We start from the raw sequence: 26,245 nt of genomic DNA, 5'->3' as shown, positions 1-26,245 counted from the left end.
ACGGCGTGGATCAGGGCGTGAGGAGGGCCTTGATGGCGCGGCGCTCGTCCATGGCCCGGTAGCCCTCGGCGACCTGGTCCAGGGGCAGGGTGAGGTCGAAGACCCTGCCCGGGTCGATCCGCCCGGACAGGACGCGGTCGATCAGGTCGGGCAGGAAGCGGCGCACGGGGGCGGGGCCACCGCGCAGGCCGACGTGGGTGTGGAACAGCTCCTCCCCGTCGATCGCCACCTCGTGCGGGAGGCCGACGAAGCCGACGTTGCCGCCGGGCCGGGCCGAGTGCAGGGCCTGCCGCATGGACTCACCGGTGCCGACGCACTCCAGGACCGAGTCCACGCCGATCCCGTCGGTCATCTCCTTGATCCGGGCGACGCCGTCCTCGCCGCGCTCGGTGACGATGTCCGTGGCGCCGAACTCCCGGGCCAGTTTCTGACGGGACTCGTGACGGCTCATGACGATGATCCGCTCGGCGCCCATCTCCTTCGCGGCGATCACCCCGCACAGCCCGACCGCGCCGTCACCGACCACCACGGCCGTGGAACCGGGCCTGACCTCGGCGGCCTCGGCGGCGTACCAGCCGGTGCCCATCACGTCGGAGACGGCCAGCAGGCCGGGCCAGAACTCCTCGCCCGGCACCTCCTCGGTGGCGACCAGGGTGCCCTGGGCGTTGGGGATGCGCACGTACTCGGCCTGGCAGGTGGTCATGAACTCGCGGTTCACGCAGTTGGACTGCCAGCCGTTGCGGCAGTTGGCGCAGGTGTTGTCCGAGGTCGCGAACGAGCCGACGGCGAACTGGCCGGGCTTGACCGAGGTGACCTCGCTGCCGACCGCCTCGACGAAGCCGACGTACTCGTGCCCCATGGGGTGTGCCTCGTCGGTCGCGTCCAGGCCGCGCCAGGGCCACAGGTCGGTGCCGCACACACAGGTGACGGCCGTGCGGATGACCGCGTCCGTCGGCTCCAGGATCTCCGGGTCGTCCAGGGTTTCGAAGCGCACGTCTCCAGGGGCGTGGATCACTGCTCCGCGCATGGGGGAAGTCCTTACGTTTCGTGGGGGGAAGGGGCTCGGGGCGGCTCGCGGGCCCCCTGGCCGTATGCCGGGCACCCCCCGGGACGGCGGATGCCACCCGGGGAACACCTCTTTGCTCCAGGTAACCGCTCATCCCGGCGTCCGGCGAGTCAGCGGCGGGGAGGCCACTGCCGGCCAGGCGGACGCCGCCGGTCTCCGCACACGCGTCAGGGCCGGTCCCGGATGCCTCCGGAACCGGCCCTGGCCGACTTCCACACGTCGGGACGACAGGATTTGAACCTGCGACCCCTTGACCCCCAGTCAAGTGCGCTACCAAGCTGCGCCACGTCCCGTCGCACTCACGCGCGGTGCCCCGCGTGATCGTGCGGACAGCACTTTACCCCACGCCCGGGGGTGCGCCGAAGGTGACCCGGCGGTACGAGGGACAATCGGCGGTATGACGAACGCGGGCGCATCGGATGCCAGGGACCGGGACACGGCCGGGCGGGCGCGGAACGCGCGGCCCCGGGACGGGCTGGGGCGGCCGTTGCCGTACGGCGCCGAGGGCGTCCCGCGGCAGCCGGAGGGGGTCCTGCGGACACCGCAGGACACGGTCGCCGAGGCGCGGGTGCTGCTGGCCTCGGGGCGGCCGTTCCACGCGCACGAGGTGTTCGAGGACGCCTGGAAGTCGGGCCCGGAGGAGGAGCGCGCGCTGTGGCGGGGTCTTGCCCAGCTGGCGGTCGGCCTCACCCACGCGGCCCGCGGGAACACCGTCGGCGGGGCGCGGCTGCTGCGGCGGGGCGCCGCAGCGGTCGAGGAGTGGGCGGCCGGACGCGGCGAGGACCGCCCGTACGGACTGGACCTGCCGGGCCTCACCCGCTGGGCCCGGGAGCTGGCGGGACGGGTCGAGGACGGCGCGGCACCGATCGACGCGGGGACCGAGGCACCGCGCCTGGGGCCGTGACCGCCGGCGCCCCGGGCCGCACCACCGACGACGGGGCCGGCGTGCCCCCGGCCCCGGACGCCTCCCGCACGCCCGCGAGCAGGCCGTCGTCGCAGGCTGTGCGGAGCCGACGGACGCATGGTCAGTGGCATGCGGCAGACTCGGGGCGTGCGAAAGATTCATGTCATCGGTATCGGCGCGGGCGACCCCGACCAGCTGACCCTCCAGGCGGTCAAGGCGCTGCGGGGCACGGACGTGTTCTTCCTGCTCGACAAGGGCGAGGCGAAGAGCGACCTCACCCGGCTCCGCCGGGACATGCTGGACGTCCATCTGCCCGAGGGGTCGTACCGGGTGGTGGAGGCCCGTGATCCGGAGCGGGACCGGGCGGCGGGCGGACCGGCCTACTCCCCCGCCGTCGGGGACTGGCGCAGCGCCCGCGCCGGGATCTACGAGCGGCTGATCGCCGAGGAACTGGACGAGGCGGGCACGGGCGCCTTCCTGGTCTGGGGCGACCCCGCGTTGTACGACAGCACGCTGGGCATCCTGGAGGAGGTGCTGGAGCGGGGCGCGGTGCGCTTCACGTACGACGTGGTGCCCGGCGTCAGCAGCGTCTCCGCCCTGGTCGCCCGGCACCGCACCGGGCTGAACCGGGTCGCCCGGCCGGTGCAGATCACCACCGGGCGGCGGCTGGCGGAGGGCTTCCCGGAGGGCGTCGACGACGTGGTCGTGATGCTCGACGCGCACCAGGCCTTCCGGCGGTACGCCGGGGAGGACATGGACATCTACTGGGGCGCCTACATCGGCACGCCGGACGAGATCCTCGTCTCCGGACCGATCGCCGAGGCCGGCCCGCGCATCGAACGGCTGCGGGCCGAGGCGCGGGAGCGCAAGGGCTGGATCATGGACACGTACCTGCTGCGCCGGCATCCGTCGCGGGACGGCCGGGACTGACGCAGGGCGGCGGGAGCCGGGCAGCGCGCCGCGCCGCTCCGCTTCCCCGGTCCGCGCTGTCGGCGGGCCACCGCCGTCAGGCCGGGCCGAAGCCCAGCCGTTCCAGGGCGTCCGCCACGTCCGGTACGGCGGTGACGCCGGCCGGGAGGGCGGGGCGGCGTACGACGACCACGGGCAGGCCCAGCCCCCGTGCCGCCGTCAGCTTCGCGGCCGTCGCCTCGCCGCCGCTGTCCTTGGTGACCAGGACGTCGATGCGGTGGGCGCGCAGGAGCTCCGTCTCCCCGGTGACCGTGAAGGGGCCCCGGTCCAGGACGACGGTGGTGTCCAGGGGCAGCGGGGGCTCGGGCGGGTCGACGGAGCGGACGAGGAAGCGCAGGCCGGTGAGGTGGGCGAAGGCCGCGAGACCGAGGCGGCCGGTGGTGAGGAACACCCGGCTGCCGAGGCCGGGCAGGGCCTCGGCGGCCGCGGCCAGGGACGCGGCGTCGTGCCAGCGGTCGCCGGGGCCCGGCCGCCAGCCGGGGCGGCGCAGGACGACGGCGGGGACGCCCGTGGCCCGCGCCGCGCGGGCCGCGTGGTCGGTGATCGACGCGGCGAAGGGGTGGGTGGCGTCCACCAGGGCGTCCACGCGGTGCGCGCGCAGCCAGTCGGCGAGGCCCTCCGGCCCGCCGAAGCCGCCGGTCCGCACCTCGCCGGGCAGCGCCCCGGGCCGGGCGACCCGGCCGGCGAGCGAGGTGGTGACCCGCACCCCGGGCCGGGCGGCGAGGTCGGCGGCGAGGCGACGGGCCTCGGTGGTGCCGCCGAGGATCAGGACGTGCGCGGGCATGGGGGTGAGCGTACGAGGTCGCACGGGCCGGCACGCCGCCCGGGTCGCCATCGCCGGGCCTGCGGTCCTCGGCGTCCGCGCGTGCCGTCCTGGCCGGCGGCGTGGCGCCCGCGGGCTAGCGGAGCAGTAGTTGCAGGCCGCCCACGACCGTCGCCGCGATCACGAGTTGTTCGAAGAGCCGCTGGTTGATCCGGTTCACAGCCCACTTGCCGAACAGCGCCCCCGGCACGACGAACACCACGAGCGCGGCGTCGAGGAGCAGCGAGCGCCCGTCGATCAGCCCGAGGCCCGCGCTGAACGGCACCTTCGAGACGTTCACGATGAGGAAGAAGAACGCGGAGGTGCCAAGGAAGCCGAGCTTCCGGAACCCGGCGGACAGCAGGTACATCGACATCACCGGCCCGCCGGCGTTGGCGACCATCGTCGTGAACCCGCCGAGCACGCCGTACGAGCGGGCCTTGACGCGGCCCGCCCGGGTGCCGACCTCGTCCGGGTCCTCCGGGGTGCCGGCCGTCCGCCGGCGCCACAGCGTCACCCCGGCCATCAGCAGCAGGATCGCGCCGATCGAGGTCCGTACGATCCCGTCGTCGGCCCAGACCAGGAACAGCGTGCCGGCCACCACGCCGGCCGCCACCGCCGGGAACAGCCGCCACAGGGTGGGCCAGTGCGCGTGCCGCCGGTAGGTGAGGACGGCGAGCACGTCACCGGCGATCAGAACGGGCAGCAGCACGCCGGTGGAGGCGCGGGCGGGCAGGACCGCCGCGAAGATCGCGAGACTGACCGTGTTGGCCCCGCTGACGGCCGTCTTGGAGAAGCCGACGAGCAGGGCCGCGAGGGCGAGCGCCGCGAACCCCCAGCCGGATATGTGCCAGAGCGTCATCGTGTTCATGGAGGGACCGATGCTATGCCCGTGCACGGACCCGGCGTGACGAGCGCCCCAGCGGGCGGCCCCGTGCGACGGCGGTACGGCGTCCAGGGCCGGACAGGCCCTAACGGCCCGTGTAGCGCGCCCTCAGCTCCCGCTTGAGCACCTTCATGCTCGGCCCGAGCGGCAGCGCGTCCGCGAGCTCCATCCGCCGCGGGTACTTGTGCCGGCCCAGGTGCTCCTTGGACCACTCGATGAGCGCGGCGGCGTCCGGCGCGGTGCCCGGCGCGGGGACGACGACGGCGCACACCTCCTCGCCGTGCAGGTCGTCGGGCAGGCCGATGACGGCGGCCTGGGCGATCTCCGGGTGGCGCATCAGGACCTCCTCGACCTCCCTCGGGTAGACGTTGTAGCCGCCGCGGATGATGACGTCCTTCTTCCGGTCGACGATCCGCAGGAAGCCCTCGTCGTCCTTGGTGCCGAGGTCACCGGTGCGGAACCAGCCGTCCACCAGGGCCTCCGCGGTGGCCTCGGGGCGGCCGAGGTAGCCGGAGAAGACGTTGTGCCCGCGGATGACGACCTCGCCCACCTCACCGGGCGGCAGCAGCTCGACCCGGCCCTCCACCTCCGCGCGGGCGATCTCCACGTCGATGCCCCACAGGGGGTGGCCGATGGTGCCGGCCCTCGTGCCGAACACCGGCTGGTTGACGGTGGCGGTCGGCGAGGTCTCCGACAGCCCGTACCCCTCGTAGACCTCCGCGCCGAACGCGGCCTCGAATCGCTCCAGCACGGCCACCGGGAGCGAGGCCCCGCCGGAGACGCACACGCGCAGCGCCGGCAGCCGCTCCGCGTCCGCGGCGGCGGCCGCGAGGGCGACGAACATGGTGGGCACGCCGTGGAAGGTGTTCACGCCCTCGCGCACCATCAGGTCGATGGCGCGGGCCGCGTCGAAGCGGGGCAGCAGCACCAGGGTGGCGCCGGCCCGCCAGGTGGAGTTGAGCGAGACGGTCTGGCCGAAGGCGTGGAACAGCGGCAGCGCGCCGAGGGCGATGTCGTCGGCACGGATGTCGTTGGCGTCGAAGGCGTTGACGGTCGCGTTCATCACCAGGTTGAAGTGGCTGAGCACGGCGCCCTTGGGGACACCGGTCGTACCGCTGGTGTAGAAGATCACCGCGGGGTCGTCGGCGGCCCGGGTGACGTACGACGCGAGGGGCTCGGCGCCGGCCGCGAGCTTCTCGAACTCCGTGCCGAGGGTGATGGCCCGGACGCCCGTGGCGCGCGCGGCGGCGGCGCCGGTCTCCGCCTGGGCCGGGTGCACCAGCAGCACGGTGGCCCCGCTGTCGCGCAGTACGTGCTCGACCTCGCCGGCGGAGAGCAGCAGGTGCACGGGGACGACGACCCCGCCCGCCGCGGCGATCGCGTAGTAGGCCACCGGGAACTCGGCGGTGTTGGGGGCCATGAGGGCGACCCGGTCGCCGGGCCGTACGCCGACACCGGTGAGCGCGCCCGCCTGGGCCAGCGCGCGCTGCCAGGCGTCGGCGAAGGTGAGCCGCAGATCGCCTTCGACGAGGGCGGTCTTGCCGGGGCGGCGCCGGGCGTTCTCGGCGAGGATGGCGGCGACGGACAGGGTGGCCATGGAGTGCTGCTCCGTTTCTTGCTGCGGCTCGTGTACCGGATCCCCTTGCGGGGAGCCCCCCGTTGAGGGAGCTCTAGGGCCTCTCGACCAGCACCGCGCTCCCCTGCCCCACCCCCACGCACATCGTCGCGAGTCCCCGCCGCGCGCCCGTGCGGCGCATCCGGTGCAGCAGGGTGGTGAGGATGCGGGCGCCGGAGCAGCCGAGCGGGTGGCCGAGGGCAATGGCGCCGCCGCTGGGGTTGACCAGGTCGGGGTCGATGCCGAGCTGGTCGACGCACGCGAGTGCCTGCGCGGCGAACGCCTCGTTGAACTCGGCCTCCTGGACGTCGCCGATCTCCCAGCCGGCCCGGCCCAGCGCCTTGCGGGTGGCGGGGACCGGGCCGAGGCCCATCACGTCGGGGTGGACACCGGCGGAGGCGCCCGCGATGTAGCGTCCGAGCGACTCCAGGCCCAGCTCGTCCAGGGCCTCCTCGCTGACCAGCAGCAGGCCGGCCGCGCCGTCGTTCATCGGCGAGGCGTTTCCGGCGGTGACGGTGCCGTTCGCGCGGAAGACGGGCTTCAGCCGGGACAGCTTCTCCAGCGAGGTGTCCTCCCGGACGCACTCGTCCTGCTCGAACACGATGCCGTCGGGGCGCTCGACGGGCAGGAGTTCACCGTCGAAGTGGCCGTCCTTGCGGGCGGCGGCGGCGAGCCGGTGGCTGCGCAGGGCGAACTCGTCCTGGCGCTCGCGGGAGACGCCGTACCGCGCGGCGACCTCCTCGGCGGTCTCGCCCATGGAGAGCAGGCCGTGCAGCTCCTTCATGGCGGGGTTGACCAGCCGCCAGCCGAGCCGGGTGTCGTAGGTCTCGATGCGCTGCGGCAGGGCCTCGTCGGGGCGGGGCAGGACGAAGGGGGCACGGCTCATGGACTCGGAGCCGCCGGCGATCACGACGTCGGCCTCGCCGGCGGCGATGGTCCGGGCGGCGGTGGTGACCGCCTCGAGTCCGGAGGCGCACAGCCGGTTGACGGTGGCGCCGGGCACGGAGTCGGGCAGTCCGGCGAGCAGGGCGGCCATGCGGGCGACGTTGCGGTTGTCCTCGCCGGCCTGGTTGGCGGCGCCCCAGTAGACGTCGTCGATCCGGGCGGGGTCGAGCGCGGGCACGTCGGCCACCAGGCGGCGGATGACGGTCGCGGCCAGGTCGTCGGGGCGGACCCCCGAGAGGGCTCCGCGCAGCTTGCCGATGGGGGTGCGGCGGGCGGCCGCGAAGTGGACGGGACGCACGGCTGGGACTCCTGACCTACGACGCTGTGGATCAGCAACGGACCTCACGACAGCTCTGCCGCTGCCCGGCAGCCCATTAATTAGCACTGCTAGTTTTGGACTATAGACCGCCGACCGCCCCACTGGGAAGATCCCCGGGACCTTCCCCGAGGCAGCTGGAGGAGAGATGCCCCACGTCCGCGAGCACGTCCTCGACGGCACGCACGGAACCCTCGCCGTACGGGAGTGGCCGCACCCGGCCCCCCGCTGCCTGGCACTGCTGGTGCACGGGTACGGCGAGCACGCCGGCCGGTACGCGGAACTCGCGGCCCGGCTCACCGGACACGGCGCCGCCGTGTACGCGCCGGACCACGCGGGGCACGGCCGGTCGGCCGGGGAGCGGGTGCTGATCGAGGACTTCGAGGACGTGGTCACGGACGTGCACACGGTGGCGGAGTCGGCCCGCGCCGCGCACCCCGGCCTGCCGCTGGTCCTGGTGGGCCACTCCATGGGCGGGCTGATCGCGGCCCGCTACGCCCAGCGGTACGGCGGTGAACCGAGCGCCCTGGTCCTGTCCGGCCCGGTGATCGGCGCCTGGGAACTGCCGGGGCGGCTGCTGGCCCTGGAGGAGATCCCGGACGTCCCGGTCAGCCCGTCCGCGCTCTCCCGGGACCCGGCCGTCGGTGCCGCGTACGCGGCCGATCCGCTGGTGTGGCACGGGCCCATGAAGCGGCCGACGCTGGAGGCGTTCGCCCGGACGCTGGACACCGTCGCCCGGGGCGGTGACGTCGGCGGGCTGCCGCTGCTGTGGCTGCACGGAGACGACGACCGCCTGGTACCGCTGCCCGGGAGCCGCGCCGGGGTCGAGCGGCTGAGCGGCGGCCGGCTCACCGGGCGGATCTTCCCGGGGGCGCGGCACGAGGTGTTCCACGAGACGTGCAAGGAGGAGGTCTTCGCGGAGCTGCTGGCCTTCCTGGACCGGGTACTACCCCGCTGATCTGCCGGTTTGCTGTCCCGCCCAGCGGGCACCCGCCCTGTCGGACATGACCGTGGACAACCGCTGGAAGGGGATGTACGGACCATGACCGTGGTCAAGAGCTCGCTGCCCGAGGAGGCGCTCCGCGTCACCGGAACCGCCCTGCAGGAGACCCTGGTGGACCTGCTCGGGCTGTCGCTGATCGGCAAGCAGGCCCACTGGAACGTCGTGGGCCCGCGGTTCCGGTCGATCCACCTCCAGCTCGACGAGGTGGTCGCCGCGGCCCGGACCCACTCGGACACGGTGGCCGAGCGTGCCTCCGCGCTGGGCGTGCCGCCGGACGGCCGGCCGGAGACCATCGCGGCGTCCTTCGCACTGCCCGGCGCCAAGGACGGCTGGGTGCGCGACACCGAGGTCGTGGAGCTGATGGTGTCGGCGCTGGAGGCGGCGATCGGCCGGCTGCGCGAGCGGATCGAGGCGACCGAGAAGGCCGACCCGGTCACCCAGGACCTGCTGATCGCCGTCACCGCCGACCTGGAGAAGCAGCGCTGGATGTTCGAGGCCGAGAACCACCCGCGCGAAGACGCCGCCGACCAGTAGACCGCTCCCGCACGGAAAGGGCAGACCCATGGCCGACGCCCTGGAGACCGAGGCGCTGTGGGAGGACTTCCACCGCGTGGTGAACATGACCTCGGCGGAACTCGCGGCCTGGCTGAAGGTCCGGGACGCCGACGAGGAGACGGAACCGCTTCCGGAGGAGGCGGGGACGCCCACCGGCCAGCATGTCCTCGCCATCCTGCGCAAGCGCCGTACCGACCTCACGGATGACGACGTCCGGGTCATGCACAAGGTCGTCGACACGGTCGCTGACCTGGTCGACCTGGAGAACGAGCCCGAGCCGGAGAACACCCCGGAGGACACCCGGCGCCGGCACCGGCTGATGACGCTGGGCCACGACCCGCTCAAGCCCTAGCCGGAGCCGGACCATGGACCGGGACGAACGGGTCGTGCGCGAGCTGGTGTCCGGGTACGGGCGGACGTACGCCGAGGAGGCGGGCATCCGCCTGAAGGACACCCCGCAGCCGCTGTACCGGCTGCTCGTGCTGTCCCTGCTGCTCAGTGCCCGGATCCGGGCCTCCGTCGCGGTGGCCGCCGCCCGGGCCCTGCACGAGGACCGCCTGGACAGCCCCCGCCGGATGGCCGGGGCTGCCTGGCAGCAGCGGGTGGACGCGCTCGGCCGGGGCGGCTACCGCCGGTACGACGAGCGCACCGCGACCCAGCTCGGCGACGGCGCCGAGCTGCTGACCGAGCGCTGGGGCGGCGACCTGCGCCGGCTGCACCGGGAGGCGGGCGGGGACACCGGCGAGCTGAGGCGGCTGCTCCAGGAGGAGCCGGGCATCGGGCCGGCCGGCGCCGACATCTTCCTGCGCGAGGCGCAGCGGGTGTGGCCGGACATCGCGCCGTACCTGGACGGCAAGGCGCTGTCCGGGGCCGGACGGCTCGGCCTGCCGAAGGATCCGGACCAGCTCGCCGAGCTGGCCGGGGACACCGAGCCGGCCGTCCTGGCCGCCGCGCTGGTCCGGGCGGCGCTCGACGACGAGGTGGCCGAAGACTGTCTGCGCCGGGCCGCTTGACCGTGCCAGACTGCTCCCCGCGCGTCCCGGACCGACCACCGGGACCCGACCGGCGGAGGAGCAGCACGTGACGGGGACGGGGCCGCGGATCCAGGACTGCATCGACACGACCCGGCCGCATCCGGCCCGGGTGTACGACTGGTTCCTCGGCGGCAAGGACAACTATCCGGCCGACGAGGAACTGGGCCGGCGGATCGCGGCGATCGACGGGGGCGCCCCGAGGGCCGCCCGCGCGAACCGGGCGTTCATGCGCCGCAGCACGCGGATGCTGGCAACGGAACGGGGGATCCGCCAGTTCCTGGACATCGGCACCGGCATACCGACCGAGCCGAACCTGCACCAGATCGCCCAGTCCGTGGTCCCCGGCGCCCGGGTGGTGTACGTCGACAACGACCCCATCGTGCTGGCCCACGCGCACGCGCTGCTGCGCGGCACCGCGGAGGGCGTGACCGAGTACGTGCAGGCCGACGCCCGCGATCCGCAGGCGATCCTCGGCCGGGCCGCCCGCGTCCTGGACCTCGAACGCCCGGTGGCCCTGTCGCTCATCGCCCTGCTGCACTTCATCGCCGACGACGACGGCGCCCATGACCTGGTGGACACCCTGGTCGGCGCGCTGGCGCCGGGCAGCTGTCTGGTGCTCTCGGCCATGACCGCCGACTTCGAACCGGAGAACGTCCGGCGGGGCATCGCGGCCTACGCGGCCGGCGGGGTCACCCTGGTGGCGCGCTCCCGGGCCGAAGTGGGCGCCTTCTTCGAGGGACTGCGGCTGCTGGAGCCGGGGATCGTGCCGGTGGCCGAGTGGCGGCCCGAGGAGGCGTCCGACGGGCCGGTCTCCCTGTACGGCGGGGTCGCGGTCACACCCTGACGCCGTCGTACGCCAGGTCCAGCACCCGGGCGACGGTCCGCAGGACGCCGTCGTCGTTGTTGGACGGGGCCAGGTGGCGGGCCCGCCGGATCACCTCGGGGTGGGCGCCCGCCATGGCGAAGGACCACTCGGCGGCGTCGAGCATCTCCAGGTCGTTCAGGTAGTCCCCGAACACCATGGTCTGGGCGGGCGTGATGCCGAGCGCCCGCTGGAGGCCGCGCAGGGCGGTGCCCTTGTCGGCGGTGCGGTTCATCACGTCCACCCAGTGCTCGCCGGAGACGACGACCTGGTGGGTCGCGGTGAACTCCGCGAGGGCCGGGGCGGTGGTGTCCTCGGCGGAGCCGAAGTCGAACAGCGCGACCTTGATCATCTCGTCGTCGACGGCGGTGACGTCCTCGACGATCCGGTGCTCGACGTAGTACTTGCGCACCTCCGCCAGGAACGCCTCGTCGGTGCGCTCGACGTACGCGGCCCGCTTGCCGCAGACGACCGCGCCGACGTCCGCGCCGTCCGCGACCAGCCGCCGCGCCCTGCGGGCGACCCCGGCGGCGACGGACCGGTCCAGCGGGTCGGAACTCAGCTCCACGCCGTCGCGGACCACGTAGGTGCCGTTCTCCGCGATGAACACCATGCCCTCGGCGACCTCCTCGAACTGCCGGAAGAGGGTGGCGTACTGGCGTCCGCTCGCCGGGCTGAACAGCACGCCTCGGCGGCGCAGTTCGGCGAGCATCGGCCACAGCCCGTCGGGAATCCGCTTGGCGTCGTCCAGCAGCGTGCCGTCCATGTCGGTGACGATCAGCCGGATGTCGGCGGGGCCGGCGGGCAGGCCGGCGGCGTCGAGGAGGGGCGTGGGCGTGGCGGGCATGTCCTGCTTCCGGTCGGGGGCGGTGCTACCGGTCCAGTGTTCCTCATACGCCCCACCGCCCCGGAACCACCTGGGGCGAGACGCAAGCACGCGCACAGCTCCGCTGGGACCGCCGGGGCCGGGGAACCGACAGGCAGGAATCGCCCGGGCGGGACGCAAGACTGCCCGCGACCACCGGGGCGGACCGCTCGGCTGCAACCACCGGGAGCCAGGGCACCCGGCAGGCCTGAACCGCCGAGGCGGGACGCAAACCTGCCCGCAACCACCGGGGGCGAACCGCTCGGGGCTGCAACCACCGGGAGCCAGGGCACCCGGCAGGCCTGAACCGCCGAGGCGGGACGCAAACCTGCCCGCAACCACCGGGGCACAGCGCTCGGCTGGAACCACCGGAGCCAGGGCACCCGGCAGGCCTGAACCGCCGAGGCGGGACGCAAACCTGCCCGCAGCCACCGGGGCACAGCGCTTGGCTGGAACCACCGGAGCCAGGGCACCCGGCAGGCCTGAAGCGCCGAGGCAAAGCGCGAGCCTTCCCCGAACCGCCAGGGGCGAAGCGCTCGGCTGCAACCGCCGGGGACGAAGCGGCCGGCAGGCCGCGACCACCGGCGCGAGGCGCAAGCGCCCGGAACCGTCGAGCGCCGGGGCACGCGGTTGTCGGCAACCACCGGGGCGACGCACAAGCCCCCCCCCCGCAACCGCCGAAGGCGAAACGCTCGGCTGGACCGCCGGGGACTGGCGCACCCGGCAGGCCGCGATCACCGGGGCGGAGCGCAAGCCTGCCCGCAACCGCCACGGGCGAAGCGCTCAGCTGGAGCCGCCGGGGATCGCAGCGCCCGGTAGGCCGTAACCACCGGGGCGAGGCGCGAGCCTGCCTGGAACCGTCGATGGCGAAGCACTCCGCTGCAACCGCCGGGGACGAAGCCCAGCCCTCCCCGAACCGCCGGAGGCGCAGCGCTGGGACCGCCAGGACCGGGGCACCCGGCAGGCGGCAATCGCCAGGGCGGGACGGAATGCGCCGGGCACCGCCAAGGTAAGCGCCCGCCTTCCCCGAACCGCCGGGTGCGGGGCCCGAGCCCGCGCGGAACCGTTCGCCGTTTCCGGTTCGCGGGACAGCGCGATCATCGGGAGGCACAATGACGGCGGAGAACCGCACGTGAGAAGGGCGGACAGGTGAGCGAGGTCGACTCCCCGGGGGCCGGATCGGCACGGCTGGACACCAGCGTGGCGCACAACGCCCGGGTGTGGAACTACTGGATCGGCGGCAAGGACCACTACGAGGTGGACCAGCGCGTGGGCGAGCGGATCGCCGGGATGTTCCCGGTGATCCGGGCGGTGGCGCGGGCCGACCGGGAGTTCCTGGGGCGGGCGGTGCGCTTCCTCGCCGCCGAGCGGGGCATCCGGCAGTTCCTCGACATCGGCACCGGCCTGCCGACGGCCGACAACACGCACGAGATAGCGCAGCGGATCGCCCCCGAGTCCCGGATCGTGTACGTCGACAACGACCCGATCGTGCTCGTGCACGCCCGCTCGCTGCTCACCAGCTCTCCGGAGGGCGTCACGGACTACGTCGACGCCGACGCCCACGACCCGGACGGCATCGTGCGACGGGCCGCCGGGACCCTGGACCTGAACCGGCCGGTGGCGGTGCTGATGCTGGGCATCCTCAACTTCGTCCTGGACACCGGCGAGGCCCGGGACATCGTGCGCCGGCTGATGGCGGCGGTGCCCTCCGGAAGCCACCTGGTCCTCACCCATCCGACGGACGACCGCGAGGTGGGCGGCGAGGGCAACGTGGCCGCCATGGAGTTCTGGAACGCCCACGCCACCCCGCCGATCACCGCCCGCGGCCGCGCCGAGATCGCCGGGTTCCTGGCGGGCCTGGACCTGGTGGAGCCGGGACTGGTGCCGTGCTCGCAGTGGCGTGCCGAGTCGGCGTCCGCCGCCCCGGTGCCGCAGCTCGGCGCGGTGGCCGTGAAACCCTGACCCCGGCCGCGCGCGGGCCGGGCCCGCCGAGGAGGACGCATGACGACTTTCGCCGACCCCGTGCCCGGCGGCCGTCCCGGGGACCTGCGCCGGGTGGCCGGCCTCACCGCCGACCTGGCCGCCCAGGGCGTGCGCGGCATCGTGCTGGCGTACGTGGACACCGCGGGCGTCTGCCGGGTGAAGACGATCCCCACCGGACGGCTGGAGGCTGCCGTGTCCTGGGGCGTCGGCATGTCTCCGGTGTTCGACACCTTCCTCGCCCACGACTCCATCGTCACCACCGACGTGCTCGGCTCCCCCGACGGCGACCTCAGGCTCTACCCGGACCTGGACCGGCTGGTGGCGCTGGCCGGGCAGCCCGGCTGGGCGTGGGCGCCGGTGGACCGGATCACCCAGGAGGGCGCCCGGCATCCCGGCTGCGCCCGGACCTTCCTGCGCAGGACCGTCACCGAGGCCGCCGAACGGCACGGCCTCGCCTTCAAGGCCGCGATCGAGATCGAGTGGTCCCTCGGGCTGGACTCGGCGCCCCCCGGGGAGTTCGTACCGGCCGTCTCCGGCCCGGCGTACGGCGCGATCCGGCAGGTCGGGCTGAGCGACTACACCGCCGACCTGCTGGCCGCGTGCGCCGCGCAGGGCGTGGACGTCGACCAGTTGCACCCCGAGTACGCGCCCGGACAGTTCGAGATCTCGGTGGGCGCCCGGGACCCGGTGGCGGCGGCCGACCTCAGTGTGCTGGTCCGGCAGACGATCCGGGCGGTGGCCCAGCGGCACGGTCTGCGCGTGTCGTTCGCGCCCGCGGTGTCCGCCGAGGGTGTCGGCAACGGCGGCCATCTGCACCTGTCCTGCTGGCGCGACGGCGTGAACCTGCACGCGGGCGGCGACCGCCGGTACGGCATGACGGCCGAGGCGGAGTCCTTCGCGGCCGGGGTCCTCGCGCACCTTCCGGCCCTGACGGCGGTCACCGCGCCCAGCCCGGCCAGCTATCTGCGGCTGAAGCCGTCCCAGTGGGCCGGGGTCTTCACCGTCTGGGGCCGCGAGACCCGCGAGGCCGCGCTGCGGATGGTCACGGGCACGGCGGGCCGCCACGACCAGGACGCCAACATGGAGGTCAAACCGGTCGACCTGGCCGCCAACCCGTACCTGGCCCTCGGCTGTGTGATCGCCGCCGGACTCGACGGCGTCACGGCGGCCCGCGCCCTGCCCGACGAGATCACCGGCGATCCGGCCCGCCACGGCCCCGAGGAGGCGGCGGCCCTGGGCGTACGGCGGCTGCCGCGGTCGCTGCCGGAGGCGGTGGCGGAGTTCCGCGCGGACCCGGTGCCGCGGGCCGCGCTGGGCCCGGTCCTCGCCGACGCGGTGATCGCCGTACGGCTCGGCGAGGCGGCGGCCGTCGAGGGGCTCGGCCCCGAGCAGGTGGCGGCGGCCTACCGCTGGACGTACTGACCATGGCCGCACCCGGACCCGTCCACGAGGCCCTCGCCGCCCTGCCGCTCGTCGACCACCACTGCCACGGCGCGGTCACGGCCGACCTGAGCGCCACGGAGTTCGCGTCCCTGATCACCGAGGGCGCGGCCTGGCCGGACGTCTCGCCCTTCGACAGCCCGGTCGGCCTGGCCGTGCGCCGCCACTGCGCGCCCCTGCTGGACCTGCCCCGGCACGCACCGCCCGCCGACTACGTGGCCCGGCGCGCCCAGCTCGGCTGGCGGGAGGTCAACCGCCGCTTCCTGACGGCGGCCGGAGCCGGGGTGTTCTGCGTGGACACCGGCTACGCCCCGCACCCCCTCACCACGCCCGCCGAGCTGGCGGCGGCCGCCGGCGCCGCCGCCTGTGAGGTCGTACGGCTGGAGCGGATCGCGGAGTCGGTGGCGGCGGGGGGCGTGGAGGCGGGCGAGTACGCGGCCGTGTTCCGCGCGGCCGCCGAGGAGGCCGTACGACGGCCGGGCGTGGTCGCGGTGAAGTCCGTCGCGGCCTACCGCACGGGTTTCGCCCTGGACCCGGAGCGCCCGTCCGGGACCGAGGTGACACAGGCCGCCGGGCACTGGCTGGCGCGGGGCGGACGCCTCACCGACCCGGTCCTGGTCCGGCACCTGCTGTGGACCGCCGTCGAGCTGGGACTGCCGCTGCAGCTGCACACCGGCTTCGGCGACGCGGACGTACGGCTGCACCGCGCGGACCCCGCCCTGCTCACCGACTGGCTGCACCGGACCGCCGGCACGATCCCGGTGCTGCTGCTGCACTGCTGGCCGTACCACCGGCAGGCCGCCTATCTGGCCGCGGTGTTCGAGCAGGTGTACCTGGACGTGGGGCTCGCCCTGCACTACACCGGCCCGGCCCGCTGCCGGGCCGTGCTGGAGGAGGCACTGGAGATCACCCCGTTCCGCAAACTGCTGTACAGCTCCGACGCCTATGGTGTGGCCGAGTTCCACCACCTGGGTGCCCTGTGCTTCCGGCAGGGCCTCGCCGATCTGCTGCAAGAACGCGTCGACGCCGACGAGTTCAGCCTCGCCGACGCCCTGCGGATCGCGGCCTGGACGGGCCGCGACAACGCCCGCCGACTGTACGGACCGCCCATATCCGAACCGGCCCGCGATTCCAGCGGGCGCCCCACCCGGAAAGTATGATCAAGCAATGTCTGACATGACCGAAACCACGCCCGGCTGGCTGACCACGGACGAGCTGGAGATGGCCAGGGCCCGGATGCCGATCCTGTACGTCGAAGCCGTGCCCGTGCGCGTGGACGACAGCGGTGAAGTCACCAGCATCGGGCTGCTGTTGCGCATCGGCCCGGACGGCACGGTCAGCCGGACCCTGGTCTCCGGCCGGGTGCTGCACCACGAGCGGGTCCGTGACGCGCTGCTGCGCCACCTGGAGAAGGACCTCGGCCCGGTCGCCCTGCCCCGCGTCCCCGCCTCGCTCCAGCCGTTCACGGTCGCGGAGTACTTCCCGACGGCGGGCATCACGCCGTACCACGACCCGCGCCAGCACGCGGTGTCCCTGGCCTACATCGTGCCGGTGACCGGCGACTGCCGGCCCCGCCAGGACGCACTGGACCTCGTCTGGTTCAGCCCCCAGGAGGCAGCCTCCCCGGCGGTGCAGAACGAGATGCCGGGCGGCCACGGGGTGCTGCTGAAGCAGGCCCTGGCACACGTGGGGCTGGCCCTCTGACCCACCCGTTCCGCATTTCCTGGACGGCCGCTCCTTCTCTTAGCGGCGGCCGTCGTGGAAGTCCGGTTTCCCGGGAATTGTGGAATCCGCGCTCTGCCCCTTGAACGGCTGGTCCGACGATCCGTCGTCCGAGCATCCCGCGGCGCCCACGGCGGCGGTCGCGCAGATCACGGATGCGGCTAACGTGCGGCTCACAGACATGCAAAACCTTCCCGGGAAACCTGACCAGGTGGCCGCCAAGGCGGTGACCGCCACCAGGAACGCCGCGTCCCTGCGCATGGCCGGCAAGGTCGCCGCGGACGGGCAGCCCCTGACGGTCGACTTCCACGTCGACACCCAGAAGAACCGCAAGGGCCGGATGGCCATGGAACGAGGCTCGGCCGACATCATCCACGCAGGCCAGGCGACGTACGTCAAGGGCGACAAGGAGTTCTGGGCCAACGCCGCCAAGGGCGCGGCCGGCGGCCGGAAGGAGGCCCGGGCGCTGAGCGGCCGTTGGGTGAAGGTGCCGGTGGGTGACGCCCGTACGACGGGACTGTGCGACAAACAGGGATTCCTGGCCGACATGGACAGCGACACGTCCGAACGCAAGGGAATGTCGAAGGGCGGCGGCGAAACCATCACCATGTACGTCGCCACGGAGGGAAAGCCGTACATTCTCACGCTCCAGCAGTCCGGCGGTGAGAATCCCGGCACGGTCGTCTTCTCGGACTACGAGAAGCCGGTCAAGGCGCCACCCCCGCCGGCGGGACAGGTGATCGACGGCACCAAGGGCGACAGGGCGGCTTCCCGACCCACGGGAAGAACCGCTCGAACGTCAGAGGGCCGGTTCCGGAGACATCCGGAACCGGCCCTCACCGGCGACTCTCACAAGTCGGGACGACAGGATTTGAACCTGCGACCCCTTGACCCCCAGTCAAGTGCGCTACCAAGCTGCGCCACGTCCCGGTGCCGTTTGACCTGGGCTTTCCCCGGCCGAACGCGCAGGGAAACAATACCGCACTCGGCTCGGTGGTCGCGCGCCCCTTTCCCGGTTTGACCTCAAGTCCGATTGAGGTTGCACGATCATCGGCATGACGACCGCAACGGACCAGAGCCGTATGCACGGCTACGACGACCTGCCCCGGCTGATGGGGCTGATGACCGGCGACGAGAAGCACGGACCGGCCGCCACGTCCACGCTCGACGTGCTGTGGGTGCTCTACGACCGGGTGCTCCGGGTCACTCCCGAGGGGCGGGACGACCCGGCCCGGGACCGCTTCCTGCTGAGCAAGGGGCACGGGCCCATGGCGTACTACGCCGTGCTGGCCGCCAAGGGTTTCCTGCCCGTCGAGTGGCTGCCCGGCTTCGGGTCCTACGACTCCCCGCTCGGGCACCACCCGGACCGCGTGCTGGTGCCGGGGGCCGAGATCGGCAGCGGCTCGCTCGGCCACGGGCTGCCGATCGCCGTGGGCACCGCGCTGGGCCTGCGGGCGCAGGGCCGGACCGGTCCGGCGGTCTGGGTGCTGACCGGGGACGCCGAGCTGGACGAGGGCAGCAACCACGAGGCGATCGCCTTCGCGGGGCCCGCCGGGCTCGACCGGCTGCACACCGTCGTGGTCGACAACTCCTCCGCGAGCCATGCGCTGCCCGGCGGGATCGCCGCCCGGTTCGAGGCCGCGGGCTGGTCCGCGATGACCGTCGACGGGCGCGACCACGAGGCGCTGTACGCCGCGTTCACCACCCCGCATCCCGGCCGGCCGCATGTCGTCGTGGCCCGCGTCGAGCCGAAGAACGCCTGACTTCCCGGAAAGGGTCTTTTCGATGGACACCATGCGTGACCGTTTCGCCCCCGTCGCCTCCCGGCTGCTGGACGAGGATCCCCGGGTCGCGGTCGTCCTCGCCGAGATCGGCCGGGACGGGTTCCGCGAGGCCGAGCGCCGGCACCCCGACCGGGTGATCAACGTCGGCATCCGGGAACAGCTGCTGGTCGGCGCGGCGGCCGGGCTGGCGCTCACCGGACTGCGGCCGATCGTGCACACCTTCGCCAGCTTCCTCGTGGAGCGGCCGTTCGAGCAGCTCAAGCTGGACCTGGGACACCAGGACACCGGCGCGGTACTGGTGAGCGCCGCCGCCTCCTTCGACTGGCCGGCCGGCGGCTTCACCCACATGGCCCCGGGCGACGTGGCCCTCCTCGACACGCTGGACGGCTGGACCGTGCACGTGCCCGGGCACCCGGACGAGGCCGAGACGCTGCTGCACCACGCGGTCGCGGCGGGCGACGACCGGGTGTACGTGCGGCTGTCGGTGCAGTCCAACCGGCAGGGGCGGGTCATCGACGGCCGGCACGCCGTCACCGTCCGCGAGGGCCGTTCGGGGGTGGTCGTCGCGGTCGGCCCGATGCTGGACGCGGTCCTCACCGCGACGGAGGGCCTGGACGTGACCGTGCTGTACGCGACGACGGTACGGCCGTTCGACGCGGCCGGGCTGCGCCGGGCGACGCAGGCGGCGGGCACGGACGTCGTGCTGGTCGAGCCGTACCTCGCGGGGACGTCGACGGCCGCGGTGAGCGAGGCACTGGCCGATGTCCCGCACCGGGTGCTCGGCCTCGGCGTCGGCCGCCGTGAGCTGCGCCGCTACGGCACGATCGAGGAACATGTGGCCGCGCACGGCCTGGACGAGACGACCCTGCGGGAACGGATCGGGCACTTCCTGGACGCGGGGCGGGGCAGGTGACGGCGGGACCGGGGTGAGCGCCCCCGCGCGGGACGGCGTGCGGGGACGCTCACGCCAGGGTCCTCGGTCATCAGGGCACGGCGGATGCCGTCGCGTCGGCCCGGGCCAAGTCGCGTACCGCGGGCACTGCCAGCAGGATGGCCGCCACCGCCAGGCTCACCACCGCCGCGGTCAGCAGGACGTGGTCGGCGCCGAGGGACGCGGCCGCGGGGCCGGCGAGTGCCTGGCCGACCGGCATCATCGCGAGGGAGCCCGCCACGTCGTAGGCGTGGATGCGGTTGAGGACGTCGGCCGGTACCTGGGTCTGCACGGTGGTCGCCCACATCACGCCCCAGAACGACATCCCGGCCCCGGCGACCGCCGCCCCGGCCGCCATCGCCGGTACGCCGAGGCCCGCCCCGACGGTCGCGGGGAAGCCGAAGAAGGCGAACAGGGAGAGCGCGCCCGCGCGGAGCATGCGGCGGGGGCGCAGCCGCAGCGCGAGCAGGCCACCGACCACCGTGCCCGCGCCGAGGGCCGAGTTGACCAGGCCGTACGCGCCGGGGCCGTGGTGCCGGACGACCTCGGTGGCCACCAGCGGCACGGTCGGGCCCCACACGGCGATCATGTAGAGGCACCAGACGGCGATCACGCCCCACAGCCAGGCGCGGGAGCGGAACTCCCGCCAGCCGTCGACGAGATCGGCGCGGAAGGCGCGCAGGGCGGAACCGGTGGCCGCGCGGGCGGTGACGGGGAGCGGGCGCAGCCGGAGCAGCAGCAGGCACAGGGCACTGAGCGCGTAGGTGGCGGCGTGCGCGGCGAAGACCCCGCCGGGCGAGGCGAGGCCCACCAGGACGCCGGCGACGGCGGGACCGGCGAGCTGGGCGGCGGACTCGGCGATGCGGATGGCGCCGTTCGCGCCCTGGATGTCGGTGGCGAGGCGGGGCACGGTGCTGGCCACGCCGGGCTGGAAGACCGCGCCGGCCACGCCGTTGGCGACGCCGATGGCGCAGATCTGCCACAGCACCACGTGCCCGGTGAAGAACAGGCCCGCGGCGGCGGACTGGGTGCCGAGCCGGACGAGGTCGGCGCCGATCATCAGCCTGCGGGTGCTGAACCGGTCCGCGATGACCCCGCCGAAGACGACGAGTCCCGCGAACGCGGCGGCCGTGGAGGCCATGGCGAGGCCGACCGCGCCCGCGCCGTACCCGTGTTCCAGCAGACCGGCGGCGAGGGCGACGGGCAGCATGGTGTCGCCGAGCCGGGCGACGGCCCGGGCCACGAAGAAGAGCGCGAAGTCCCGCGACCAGAGCGCCGGGACACCGGCCGCCGCCGTGTGCACACCCCGGCCGGCGGTATCCCGTCGCGCGTCCGTTCCGGTCATCCCGAGCGCTCCCCTCCCCGACCCGGCCGTTCCCCTGCCCGGGCCGTTTCAGCGTCCGTGCCGCTTCCCGTCGTGCCGCGGCCTCTTCCCGGCCGCCGAGGCGGGATCATGCCACTTCCCGGGAGGCGCCCGCCGGGCTTTTCAGTCCCCGGCCGGGAGCCCCAGCTCCGGATGCGCGTCCAGGAGCCGGGACGGGGCGGCCTGGCGCCAGGAGTCGGCCAGGATGGCCCGCAGTTCGTCCTCGTCCTCCAGGGCGGCGAGCCTCGCTCTCACCCAGGCGAACTGCGCCTCGTGGCCGGCGATCCAGAACTTTCCCGGCTCGGCCAGGACCAGTTCGTCGCGCTCCTCCTTGGGGCAGCGCACGGCGAGGGACGTCTCGTCCTCGGGGAGGGTCGCGAACATCTTCCCGGCGACCCGGAACGTGGGCATGCTCCAGGCGGTCTTCTCCGTGGTGTCCGGCAGGGACAGGGCGATTCGGCGTACGTCGTGTGCATCCGGCATGCCACGCACGGTAGCTCCCGCCACTGACAGCCACCCCGCCGCACCCGGCGGCCGTCAGCCTCCGAGCCGCTTGTAGTACAGCGTCGTCGGCCGCAACACGCCCGCCGGGCTCGCCGCGTAGTCGGGGACGGTCCCGGCCCTCGTCCGGCCGGCCGAGCGGTACAGGCCCTCCGCGGGGCTGCCCGTCTCGGTGTCGAGACGGAGCAGGGTGCGGCCGTCGGCCGCGGCGGCCTGTTCGGCTTGTCGGGGCAGGCCAGGCCCACCGTGCCGGTCACCCGGCCCACGGGGTCCAGGGCCGCCCAGACGGCGAGCCGGCGCGCCGCCGCGGCCTCCGCGTGGCCGAGGGGCGCGAGGAAGCCGACGGAGGCCCCCGAGGCCACGGTGTCGGTCGGCAGCGCCGCCAGCACGTACCGCGCCTCGTCCGGACCGGCGCAGCGGAAGCGGGTCGCTCCGGTGACCCGCATCCGCAGGCAGTCCCCAGCGCCGAGCCGGTGGACCCGGTCCCCGGCCGTCACCTCCGGGCCCCTTCCAGCAGCCACAGGTGCTGCTCCAGGCCGGGCCCGGGCGGGCGGTCGTAGCCCTCGACCAGTTCGCCGCGCAGTCCGGTGTGCGGCGGGGACACGGACCGGCTGGTCTCCGCGCGTTCGGCGCGTGACAGGGTGGAGCGGCTGACCCGAAAGGAGACGGCGCTGTTACGGAAGCCTCACGCCTGCGCCGCCTCGCCCAGCGCCTCCAGCACCGGGCGGATCAGCGGGTGCCCCTCGGCGCCGCGGCGGACGGCGGCGAAGACCCGGCGGGTCGGGGCGACGCCGTCGACGGGGCGGACGACCACGCCGGCCAGGTCCATGCCCCGCAGCGCCGAGCGCGGGACCAGGGCCACGCCCGCGTCGGCCGAGGCGAGGGCGACGACGGCCCGGAAGTCGTCGGAGGAGTGCTCCAGGCGGGGCTGGAAGCCGGCGCTCTCGCAGGCGAGGACGACCACGTCGTGGCACGGGTTGCCGGGGTACGGCCCGATCCACGTGTCCTTGGCCAGGTCGGCGAGTGGCACCTCGGGGGCGTCCGCGAGACGGTGCCCCAGGGGTACGACGGCGTCGAACGGCTCGGCGTACAGCGGGACGTGGGTCAGGCGGGGGTCGTCGGCGGACGGCGCGCCCCGGTACTCGACGGCGACCGCGACGTCGACCTGCCGGTCCAGGACCATGGGCAGGCTGGCGTCTCCCTCCGCGTCCTGCACGCGGATCCTTATGCCGGGCGCGTGGTGGGCGAGGCGGGCCACGGCCGGGGCCACGACCTGGGCGATGCCGGTCGCGAAGGCCGCCACGGTGACCGTGCCCGCCTCGCCCGAGCCGTAGGCGGCCAGCTCGGCCTCGGCACGCTCCAGCTGGGCGAGGACCGCGTTGGTGTGGCTGAGCAGGATCTCGCCCGCCGGGGTGAGCCGTACGCCCCTGGCGCCGCGCTCGACCAGGCGGTGGCCGGTCTCCTGCTCCAGGGCCGTCAGCTGCTGGGAGACGGCGGAGGGGGTGAGGTAGAGCGCGGCGGCCGCCGCGGTGACCGTGCGGTGGTCGGCCACCGCACGGAGGATGTGGAGCCGCCGTGCCTCGATCATGCCCCCATTATCCCAGGGCGTCCGCCCTGGTCAGGCCGCCAGCTCGGCGCGCGCCGCGACGAACGCGTCGACCGCGCGGTCGACGTCCTCGGTGGAGTGCGCGGCGGACAGCTGGACGCGGATGCGGGCCTGCCCCTGCGGGACGACCGGGTACGAGAAGCCGATCACGTAGACCCCGCGCTCCAGCAGCAGTTCGGCCATCCGGGCCGCCTTCGCCGCGTCCCCGATCATGACGGGGGCGATGGCGTGGTCGCCGGGGAGGATGTCGAAGCCCTCCTCGGTCATCCGGCGGCGGAACAGCGCGGTGTTCTCGGCGAGCCGCACGCGCAGGTCGTCGGCGGACTCCAGCAGGTCGAGGACCTTCAGGGAGGCAGCGGCGATCACCGGGGCGAGCGTGTTGGAGAACAGGTAGGGGCGGGAGCGCTGGCGCAGCAGGGCGACGATCTCGGCGCGGGCGGCGACGTAACCGCCGGAGGCCCCGCCGAGGGCCTTGCCGAGGGTGCCGGTGATGATGTCGACGCGGTCCATGACGCCGTGCAGCTCGGGGGTGCCGCGGCCGGTCGGGCCGACGAAGCCGACGGCGTGCGAGTCGTCGACCATGACCATCGCGTCGTAGCGGTCGGCGAGGTCGCAGATCTCCGCCAGGGGCGCGACGTAGCCGTCCATGGAGAACACGCCGTCGGTGACGATCAGGCGGCGCCGCGCGTCGGACGCCTCCTTGAGCTTGGTCTCCAGGTCCGCGAGGTCGCGGTTGGCGTAGCGGAAGCGGCGGGCCTTGGACAGGCGGATGCCGTCGATGATGGAGGCGTGGTTGAGGGCGTCGGAGATCACCGCGTCCTCCTCGCCGAGCAGGGTCTCGAAGACACCGCCGTTGGCGTCGAAGCAGGAGGAGTACAGGATGGTGTCCTCCTGGCCGAGGAAGGCCGACAGCCGGGCCTCCAGCTCCTTGTGCACCTCCTGGGTTCCGCAGATGAAGCGGACGGAGGCCATGCCGTAGCCCCAGCGGTCCAGGGCGGCGTGGGCGGCGGCGATCACGTCGGGGTGGTCGGCGAGGCCGAGGTAGTTGTTGGCGCAGAAGTTGAGGACCTCGCCGGGGCGGCCGCCGGCGGTGACGTTCACGGTCGCGGACTGCGGGGTGCCGATGACCCGCTCGGGCTTGTGCAGGCCGGCGGCGCGGATCTCGTCGAGGGTGGCGCGCAGGTCGTCGCGGACGGTGTCGAACATGAGGGAGCTCCTGAATACCTGAAGGTGCTTGCGGGTGAAGGGGGTTACGCGGTCCAGTCCAGGATGACCTTGCCGCCCCTGCCGCTCGCGGCGTCGGCGAAGGCCGCCTCGAAGTCGCGGTAGTCGTACCGGCCGGTGATCACGGGGGCGAGGTCCAGGCCGCCCTCCAGCAGCACCGACATCGCGTACCAGGTTTCGAACATCTCGCGGCCGTAGATGCCCTTGATGGTGATCATCGAGGTGACGATCCGGGCCCAGTCGACCGGGAACTCCTCGGCGGGCAGGCCGAGCATGGCGATCCGGCCACCGTGTGTCATGTTCGCGATCATGTCGCGCATGGCCTCGGGCCGGCCGGACATCTCCAGGCCGATGTCGAAGCCCTCGCGCAGCCCCAGTTCGCGCTGTCCGTCGGCGATGGTGGACTCGGCGACGTTCAGGGCCAGGCTCACCCCTATCTTGCGGGCGATCTCCAGGCGCTCCTCGCTGACGTCGGTGACGACGACGTGGCGGGCGCCCGCGTGCCGGGCCACGGCGGCGGCCATCAGGCCGATCGGGCCCGCGCCGGTGATCAGCACGTCCTCGCCGACCAGCGGGAAGGACAGCGCGGTGTGCACGGCGTTGCCGAACGGGTCGAAGATCGCGGCGACGTCGAGGTCGACGGGGACGCGATGCACCCAGACGTTGGTCGCGGGCAGGGCGACGTACTCGGCGAACGCGCCGTCACGGCCGACGCCGAGACCGACGGTGGCGCGGCACAGGTGCCGGCGGCCGGCCAGGCAGTTGCGGCACTTGCCGCACACCAGATGGCCCTCGCCGCTGACCCGGTCGCCGATGCGGATGTCGGTCACGTCCCGCCCGGTCTCGACGACCTGCCCGACGAACTCGTGGCCCAGCACGAGCGGGGTGCGGATCGTCTGCCGGGCCCAGCCGTCCCAGGACCGGATGTGCAGATCCGTGCCGCAGATACCGGTCCGCATGACCTTGATCAGGACGTCCCCGGGGCCGATGGCGGGCTCCGGGACGTCCGTCAGCCAGAGTCCCGGCTCCGCCTTCTCCTTGACCAGCGCCTTCAACGCTACGGCTCCTGTGGGTGAGGCCCGGCCCGCCGGCACGCCGAAGGTGCCCGCACCGGGTCAGAGGGGTGGAATCACCCTGCAATCTGCCGTACGCGCGAGCCCGGGTCCATCGAGCTTTTCTTAACCGGAGCCTCAGCTTTCCTACACGTCCCCCGAAAACGCCCGTCACGCCGCCCCGCGCGGGTGTCCTCCGCGTCAGAGAGGAAGTCCGTCCTCACTGCTCCGTTCGAGCCGTACGACGAGATCGGCGGCGAGTGCCTTGATGGTCTCCAGGCCGGCCCTGCCCCAGGCGCGGGGCGCTGTGTCGGCCGCGCACACGGTGCCGAGCGCCATGCCGGAGCTGTCGATGAGAGGGGCGCCGAGGTAGGAGCGGATGCCGTAGCCGTCGACGACCGGGTTGCACGCGAACCGGGGGTAGTCGCCGACGTCCTCCAGGACGAGTGCCTTGCGGCGGACCACCACATGGGGGCAGAAACCGTGGTCGCGCGGCAGGACCCGGCCGATCTCGGCCCTGGTGCCGTCGTCCCGCACGACCGGGCAGACGGCCGGGGCGCTCAGGCCCGCGAAGAACTGGTGCTCCTCGCCGATGAAGTTGACCATGGCGTAGAGCGCGCCGGTGAGCTGCGCGAGGTGGCCCGCGAAGGCGTCGAGCGCGGGGTCGGGCCGGTCCGCCAGGCCGAGCCGGCGCAACCGGTGGACGCGGGCGGGCGCCTCCTTGTCCTCGGGGGTGAGCAGCAGACCCCGGACCGGCCGGGGCGGCTCGTAGCTCATGGCCGGGCTCCGGCGCTGTGGGCGTACCTCATATAGGGGC

Annotated in this window: 26 protein-coding genes, 2 tRNA genes and 2 pseudogenes; 13 read left to right on the top strand and 17 right to left on the bottom strand. The window is 73.9% G+C overall.

Annotated features, from left to right (window positions below; genetic code table 11):
- Positions 1 to 10: 10 nt before the first annotated feature.
- Both ACZ5DC_RS04535 and ACZ5DC_RS04530 read right to left on the bottom strand, forming a co-directional pair.
- Positions 11 to 1,027, bottom strand: coding sequence for a zinc-dependent alcohol dehydrogenase family protein (locus ACZ5DC_RS04535; protein ID WP_468649280.1), 1,017 nt, complete (start codon positions 1,025 to 1,027; stop codon positions 11 to 13).
- Positions 1,028 to 1,285: 258 nt separating this feature from the next.
- Positions 1,286 to 1,359, bottom strand: a tRNA-Pro gene (locus ACZ5DC_RS04530).
- A gap of 104 nt (positions 1,360 to 1,463) precedes the next feature.
- Between ACZ5DC_RS04530 and ACZ5DC_RS04525 the strand changes: the two genes are divergently transcribed.
- Together ACZ5DC_RS04525 and cobF are read left to right on the top strand one after the other, a co-directional pair.
- Positions 1,464 to 1,970 (top strand): DUF309 domain-containing protein, encoded by a 507-nt coding sequence (locus ACZ5DC_RS04525; protein WP_468649278.1) that lies wholly within the window; start codon positions 1,464 to 1,466, stop codon positions 1,968 to 1,970.
- A 147-nt stretch (positions 1,971 to 2,117) separates the two neighbouring features.
- Positions 2,118 to 2,900: a precorrin-6A synthase (deacetylating) gene (gene cobF, locus ACZ5DC_RS04520; RefSeq protein WP_468649276.1), complete on the top strand. Its 783-nt coding sequence runs from the start codon at positions 2,118 to 2,120 to the stop codon at positions 2,898 to 2,900.
- 76 nt (positions 2,901 to 2,976) lie between these two features.
- On the opposite strand, the gene ACZ5DC_RS04515 is transcribed toward cobF, so the two are convergent.
- From ACZ5DC_RS04515 to ACZ5DC_RS04500, 4 genes are all read right to left on the bottom strand, one after another.
- Positions 2,977 to 3,723, bottom strand: a complete 747-nt coding sequence (locus ACZ5DC_RS04515) for a cobalt-precorrin-6A reductase (protein WP_468649274.1) — start codon at positions 3,721 to 3,723, stop codon at positions 2,977 to 2,979.
- Positions 3,724 to 3,838: 115 nt separating this feature from the next.
- Complete coding sequence (locus ACZ5DC_RS04510; RefSeq protein WP_468649272.1) at positions 3,839 to 4,612, bottom strand: sulfite exporter TauE/SafE family protein; 774 nt, start codon at positions 4,610 to 4,612, stop codon at positions 3,839 to 3,841.
- Positions 4,613 to 4,712: 100 nt separating this feature from the next.
- On the bottom strand, positions 4,713 to 6,224 hold the full coding sequence (locus tag ACZ5DC_RS04505) for a long-chain-fatty-acid--CoA ligase (RefSeq protein WP_468649270.1): 1,512 nt from the start codon (positions 6,222 to 6,224) through the stop codon (positions 4,713 to 4,715).
- 73 nt (positions 6,225 to 6,297) lie between these two features.
- Complete coding sequence (locus ACZ5DC_RS04500; RefSeq protein WP_468649268.1) at positions 6,298 to 7,485, bottom strand: thiolase family protein; 1,188 nt, start codon at positions 7,483 to 7,485, stop codon at positions 6,298 to 6,300.
- 166 nt (positions 7,486 to 7,651) lie between these two features.
- On the opposite strand from ACZ5DC_RS04500, the gene ACZ5DC_RS04495 reads away from it, so the two are divergent.
- The 5 genes from ACZ5DC_RS04495 (at position 7,652) to ACZ5DC_RS04475 (ending at position 10,939) form a co-directional block, all read left to right on the top strand.
- Complete coding sequence (locus ACZ5DC_RS04495) at positions 7,652 to 8,461, top strand: alpha/beta hydrolase (RefSeq protein WP_468649266.1); 810 nt, start codon at positions 7,652 to 7,654, stop codon at positions 8,459 to 8,461.
- 84 nt (positions 8,462 to 8,545) lie between these two features.
- A complete protein-coding gene (locus ACZ5DC_RS04490) occupies positions 8,546 to 9,040 on the top strand; it encodes a Dps family protein (protein WP_468649264.1) in 495 nt (164 codons plus the stop codon).
- A gap of 28 nt (positions 9,041 to 9,068) precedes the next feature.
- A complete protein-coding gene (locus tag ACZ5DC_RS04485) occupies positions 9,069 to 9,413 on the top strand; it encodes a DUF3140 domain-containing protein (RefSeq protein ID WP_468649262.1) in 345 nt (114 codons plus the stop codon).
- Between the two features lie 13 nt (positions 9,414 to 9,426).
- Positions 9,427 to 10,074 (top strand): HhH-GDP family DNA glycosylase, encoded by a 648-nt coding sequence (locus ACZ5DC_RS04480; protein WP_468649261.1) that lies wholly within the window; start codon positions 9,427 to 9,429, stop codon positions 10,072 to 10,074.
- Positions 10,075 to 10,141: 67 nt separating this feature from the next.
- Positions 10,142 to 10,939: an SAM-dependent methyltransferase gene (locus ACZ5DC_RS04475; protein ID WP_468649259.1), complete on the top strand. Its 798-nt coding sequence runs from the start codon at positions 10,142 to 10,144 to the stop codon at positions 10,937 to 10,939.
- Here the strand turns inward: ACZ5DC_RS04475 and ACZ5DC_RS04470 are convergent.
- A complete protein-coding gene (locus tag ACZ5DC_RS04470) occupies positions 10,929 to 11,804 on the bottom strand; it encodes a Cof-type HAD-IIB family hydrolase (protein WP_468649257.1) in 876 nt (291 codons plus the stop codon). The genes ACZ5DC_RS04475 and ACZ5DC_RS04470 overlap by 11 nt on opposite strands.
- A gap of 1,167 nt (positions 11,805 to 12,971) precedes the next feature.
- Here ACZ5DC_RS04470 and ACZ5DC_RS04465 point away from each other — a divergent pair.
- Genes ACZ5DC_RS04465 through ACZ5DC_RS04450 form a run of 4 tightly spaced genes read left to right on the top strand, consistent with a single transcriptional unit; the run spans position 12,972 to position 16,949 of the window.
- The gene (locus ACZ5DC_RS04465) at positions 12,972 to 13,784 is read left to right on the top strand and encodes an SAM-dependent methyltransferase (protein WP_468649255.1); all 813 of its coding nucleotides are present in this window, start codon (positions 12,972 to 12,974) and stop codon (positions 13,782 to 13,784) included.
- Positions 13,785 to 13,823: 39 nt separating this feature from the next.
- Complete coding sequence (locus ACZ5DC_RS04460) at positions 13,824 to 15,227, top strand: type I glutamate--ammonia ligase (protein ID WP_468649253.1); 1,404 nt, start codon at positions 13,824 to 13,826, stop codon at positions 15,225 to 15,227.
- A 2-nt stretch (positions 15,228 to 15,229) separates the two neighbouring features.
- Positions 15,230 to 16,405: an amidohydrolase family protein gene (locus tag ACZ5DC_RS04455; RefSeq protein WP_468649251.1), complete on the top strand. Its 1,176-nt coding sequence runs from the start codon at positions 15,230 to 15,232 to the stop codon at positions 16,403 to 16,405.
- 7 nt (positions 16,406 to 16,412) lie between these two features.
- Positions 16,413 to 16,949, top strand: a complete 537-nt coding sequence (locus ACZ5DC_RS04450) for an NUDIX hydrolase family protein (protein WP_366749135.1) — start codon at positions 16,413 to 16,415, stop codon at positions 16,947 to 16,949.
- A gap of 39 nt (positions 16,950 to 16,988) precedes the next feature.
- On the opposite strand, the gene ACZ5DC_RS04445 is transcribed toward ACZ5DC_RS04450, so the two are convergent.
- Together ACZ5DC_RS04445 and ACZ5DC_RS04440 are read right to left on the bottom strand one after the other, a co-directional pair.
- On the bottom strand, positions 16,989 to 17,606 hold the full coding sequence (locus ACZ5DC_RS04445; RefSeq protein WP_468649249.1) for a hypothetical protein: 618 nt from the start codon (positions 17,604 to 17,606) through the stop codon (positions 16,989 to 16,991).
- Between the two features lie 217 nt (positions 17,607 to 17,823).
- Positions 17,824 to 17,897: transfer RNA gene (locus ACZ5DC_RS04440), tRNA-Pro, on the bottom strand.
- Between the two features lie 125 nt (positions 17,898 to 18,022).
- Between ACZ5DC_RS04440 and ACZ5DC_RS04435 the strand changes: the two genes are divergently transcribed.
- Together ACZ5DC_RS04435 and ACZ5DC_RS04430 are read left to right on the top strand one after the other, a co-directional pair.
- The gene (locus tag ACZ5DC_RS04435) at positions 18,023 to 18,730 is read left to right on the top strand and encodes a transketolase (protein WP_468649247.1); all 708 of its coding nucleotides are present in this window, start codon (positions 18,023 to 18,025) and stop codon (positions 18,728 to 18,730) included.
- A gap of 22 nt (positions 18,731 to 18,752) precedes the next feature.
- Complete coding sequence (locus ACZ5DC_RS04430; RefSeq protein WP_468649245.1) at positions 18,753 to 19,664, top strand: transketolase family protein; 912 nt, start codon at positions 18,753 to 18,755, stop codon at positions 19,662 to 19,664.
- A 70-nt stretch (positions 19,665 to 19,734) separates the two neighbouring features.
- On the opposite strand, the gene ACZ5DC_RS04425 is transcribed toward ACZ5DC_RS04430, so the two are convergent.
- The 8 genes and pseudogenes from ACZ5DC_RS04425 to ACZ5DC_RS04390 all read right to left on the bottom strand — a co-directional run bounded on the left by ACZ5DC_RS04425 (position 19,735) and on the right by ACZ5DC_RS04390 (position 26,205).
- Entirely contained in the window at positions 19,735 to 21,027 is a 1,293-nt protein-coding gene (locus ACZ5DC_RS04425; RefSeq protein WP_468649243.1) for an MFS transporter, read from the bottom strand.
- A gap of 141 nt (positions 21,028 to 21,168) precedes the next feature.
- Positions 21,169 to 21,528 carry an MmcQ/YjbR family DNA-binding protein gene (locus ACZ5DC_RS04420; RefSeq protein ID WP_468649241.1) on the bottom strand — a complete coding sequence of 120 codons (360 nt, stop codon included), beginning with the start codon at positions 21,526 to 21,528 and terminating at the stop codon, positions 21,169 to 21,171.
- A 54-nt stretch (positions 21,529 to 21,582) separates the two neighbouring features.
- A pseudogene (locus tag ACZ5DC_RS04415) lies at positions 21,583 to 21,908 on the bottom strand (hypothetical protein).
- 12 nt (positions 21,909 to 21,920) lie between these two features.
- Positions 21,921 to 22,201 (bottom strand): annotated as a pseudogene (locus ACZ5DC_RS04410) (cupin domain-containing protein); the annotation flags it as partial.
- A 30-nt stretch (positions 22,202 to 22,231) separates the two neighbouring features.
- On the bottom strand, positions 22,232 to 23,134 hold the full coding sequence (locus ACZ5DC_RS04405) for a LysR family transcriptional regulator (RefSeq protein WP_366749143.1): 903 nt from the start codon (positions 23,132 to 23,134) through the stop codon (positions 22,232 to 22,234).
- 30 nt (positions 23,135 to 23,164) lie between these two features.
- A complete protein-coding gene (locus ACZ5DC_RS04400; protein WP_366749144.1) occupies positions 23,165 to 24,358 on the bottom strand; it encodes a glycine C-acetyltransferase in 1,194 nt (397 codons plus the stop codon).
- A 44-nt stretch (positions 24,359 to 24,402) separates the two neighbouring features.
- A complete protein-coding gene (gene tdh / locus ACZ5DC_RS04395) occupies positions 24,403 to 25,431 on the bottom strand; it encodes an L-threonine 3-dehydrogenase (protein ID WP_468649239.1) in 1,029 nt (342 codons plus the stop codon).
- A 198-nt stretch (positions 25,432 to 25,629) separates the two neighbouring features.
- On the bottom strand, positions 25,630 to 26,205 hold the full coding sequence (locus ACZ5DC_RS04390) for a GAF domain-containing protein (protein ID WP_468649237.1): 576 nt from the start codon (positions 26,203 to 26,205) through the stop codon (positions 25,630 to 25,632).
- Positions 26,206 to 26,245: the final 40 nt, after the last annotated feature.

It is taken from the genome of Streptomyces sp. NPDC031445 (assembly GCF_055581365.1).
Note: the sequence above shows the minus strand (reverse complement) of the source record. Positions and strands in the feature narration are given on the sequence as shown.

Excerpts from the sequence above, each read along its gene's own strand:
- ACZ5DC_RS04535 (WP_468649280.1), bottom strand. The coding sequence starts at position 1,027 with ATGCGCGGAGCAGTGATCCACGCCCCTGGAGACGTGCGCTTCGAAACC.
- ACZ5DC_RS04525 (WP_468649278.1), top strand. The coding sequence starts at position 1,464 with ATGACGAACGCGGGCGCATCGGATGCCAGGGACCGGGACACGGCCGGG.
- ACZ5DC_RS04515 (WP_468649274.1), bottom strand. The coding sequence starts at position 3,723 with ATGCCCGCGCACGTCCTGATCCTCGGCGGCACCACCGAGGCCCGTCGC.
- ACZ5DC_RS04510 (WP_468649272.1), bottom strand. The coding sequence starts at position 4,612 with ATGAACACGATGACGCTCTGGCACATATCCGGCTGGGGGTTCGCGGCG.
- ACZ5DC_RS04505 (WP_468649270.1), bottom strand. The coding sequence starts at position 6,224 with ATGGCCACCCTGTCCGTCGCCGCCATCCTCGCCGAGAACGCCCGGCGC.
- ACZ5DC_RS04495 (WP_468649266.1), top strand. The coding sequence starts at position 7,652 with ATGCCCCACGTCCGCGAGCACGTCCTCGACGGCACGCACGGAACCCTC.
- ACZ5DC_RS04490 (WP_468649264.1), top strand. The coding sequence starts at position 8,546 with ATGACCGTGGTCAAGAGCTCGCTGCCCGAGGAGGCGCTCCGCGTCACC.
- ACZ5DC_RS04485 (WP_468649262.1), top strand. The coding sequence starts at position 9,069 with ATGGCCGACGCCCTGGAGACCGAGGCGCTGTGGGAGGACTTCCACCGC.
- ACZ5DC_RS04480 (WP_468649261.1), top strand. The coding sequence starts at position 9,427 with ATGGACCGGGACGAACGGGTCGTGCGCGAGCTGGTGTCCGGGTACGGG.
- ACZ5DC_RS04470 (WP_468649257.1), bottom strand. The coding sequence starts at position 11,804 with ATGCCCGCCACGCCCACGCCCCTCCTCGACGCCGCCGGCCTGCCCGCC.
- ACZ5DC_RS04460 (WP_468649253.1), top strand. The coding sequence starts at position 13,824 with ATGACGACTTTCGCCGACCCCGTGCCCGGCGGCCGTCCCGGGGACCTG.
- ACZ5DC_RS04455 (WP_468649251.1), top strand. The coding sequence starts at position 15,230 with ATGGCCGCACCCGGACCCGTCCACGAGGCCCTCGCCGCCCTGCCGCTC.
- ACZ5DC_RS04450 (WP_366749135.1), top strand. The coding sequence starts at position 16,413 with ATGTCTGACATGACCGAAACCACGCCCGGCTGGCTGACCACGGACGAG.
- ACZ5DC_RS04445 (WP_468649249.1), bottom strand. The coding sequence starts at position 17,606 with ATGTACGGCTTTCCCTCCGTGGCGACGTACATGGTGATGGTTTCGCCG.
- ACZ5DC_RS04435 (WP_468649247.1), top strand. The coding sequence starts at position 18,023 with ATGACGACCGCAACGGACCAGAGCCGTATGCACGGCTACGACGACCTG.
- ACZ5DC_RS04430 (WP_468649245.1), top strand. The coding sequence starts at position 18,753 with ATGGACACCATGCGTGACCGTTTCGCCCCCGTCGCCTCCCGGCTGCTG.
- ACZ5DC_RS04425 (WP_468649243.1), bottom strand. The coding sequence starts at position 21,027 with ATGACCGGAACGGACGCGCGACGGGATACCGCCGGCCGGGGTGTGCAC.
- ACZ5DC_RS04420 (WP_468649241.1), bottom strand. The coding sequence starts at position 21,528 with ATGCCGGATGCACACGACGTACGCCGAATCGCCCTGTCCCTGCCGGAC.
- ACZ5DC_RS04405 (WP_366749143.1), bottom strand. The coding sequence starts at position 23,134 with ATGATCGAGGCACGGCGGCTCCACATCCTCCGTGCGGTGGCCGACCAC.
- ACZ5DC_RS04400 (WP_366749144.1), bottom strand. The coding sequence starts at position 24,358 with ATGTTCGACACCGTCCGCGACGACCTGCGCGCCACCCTCGACGAGATC.
- ACZ5DC_RS04390 (WP_468649237.1), bottom strand. The coding sequence starts at position 26,205 with ATGAGCTACGAGCCGCCCCGGCCGGTCCGGGGTCTGCTGCTCACCCCC.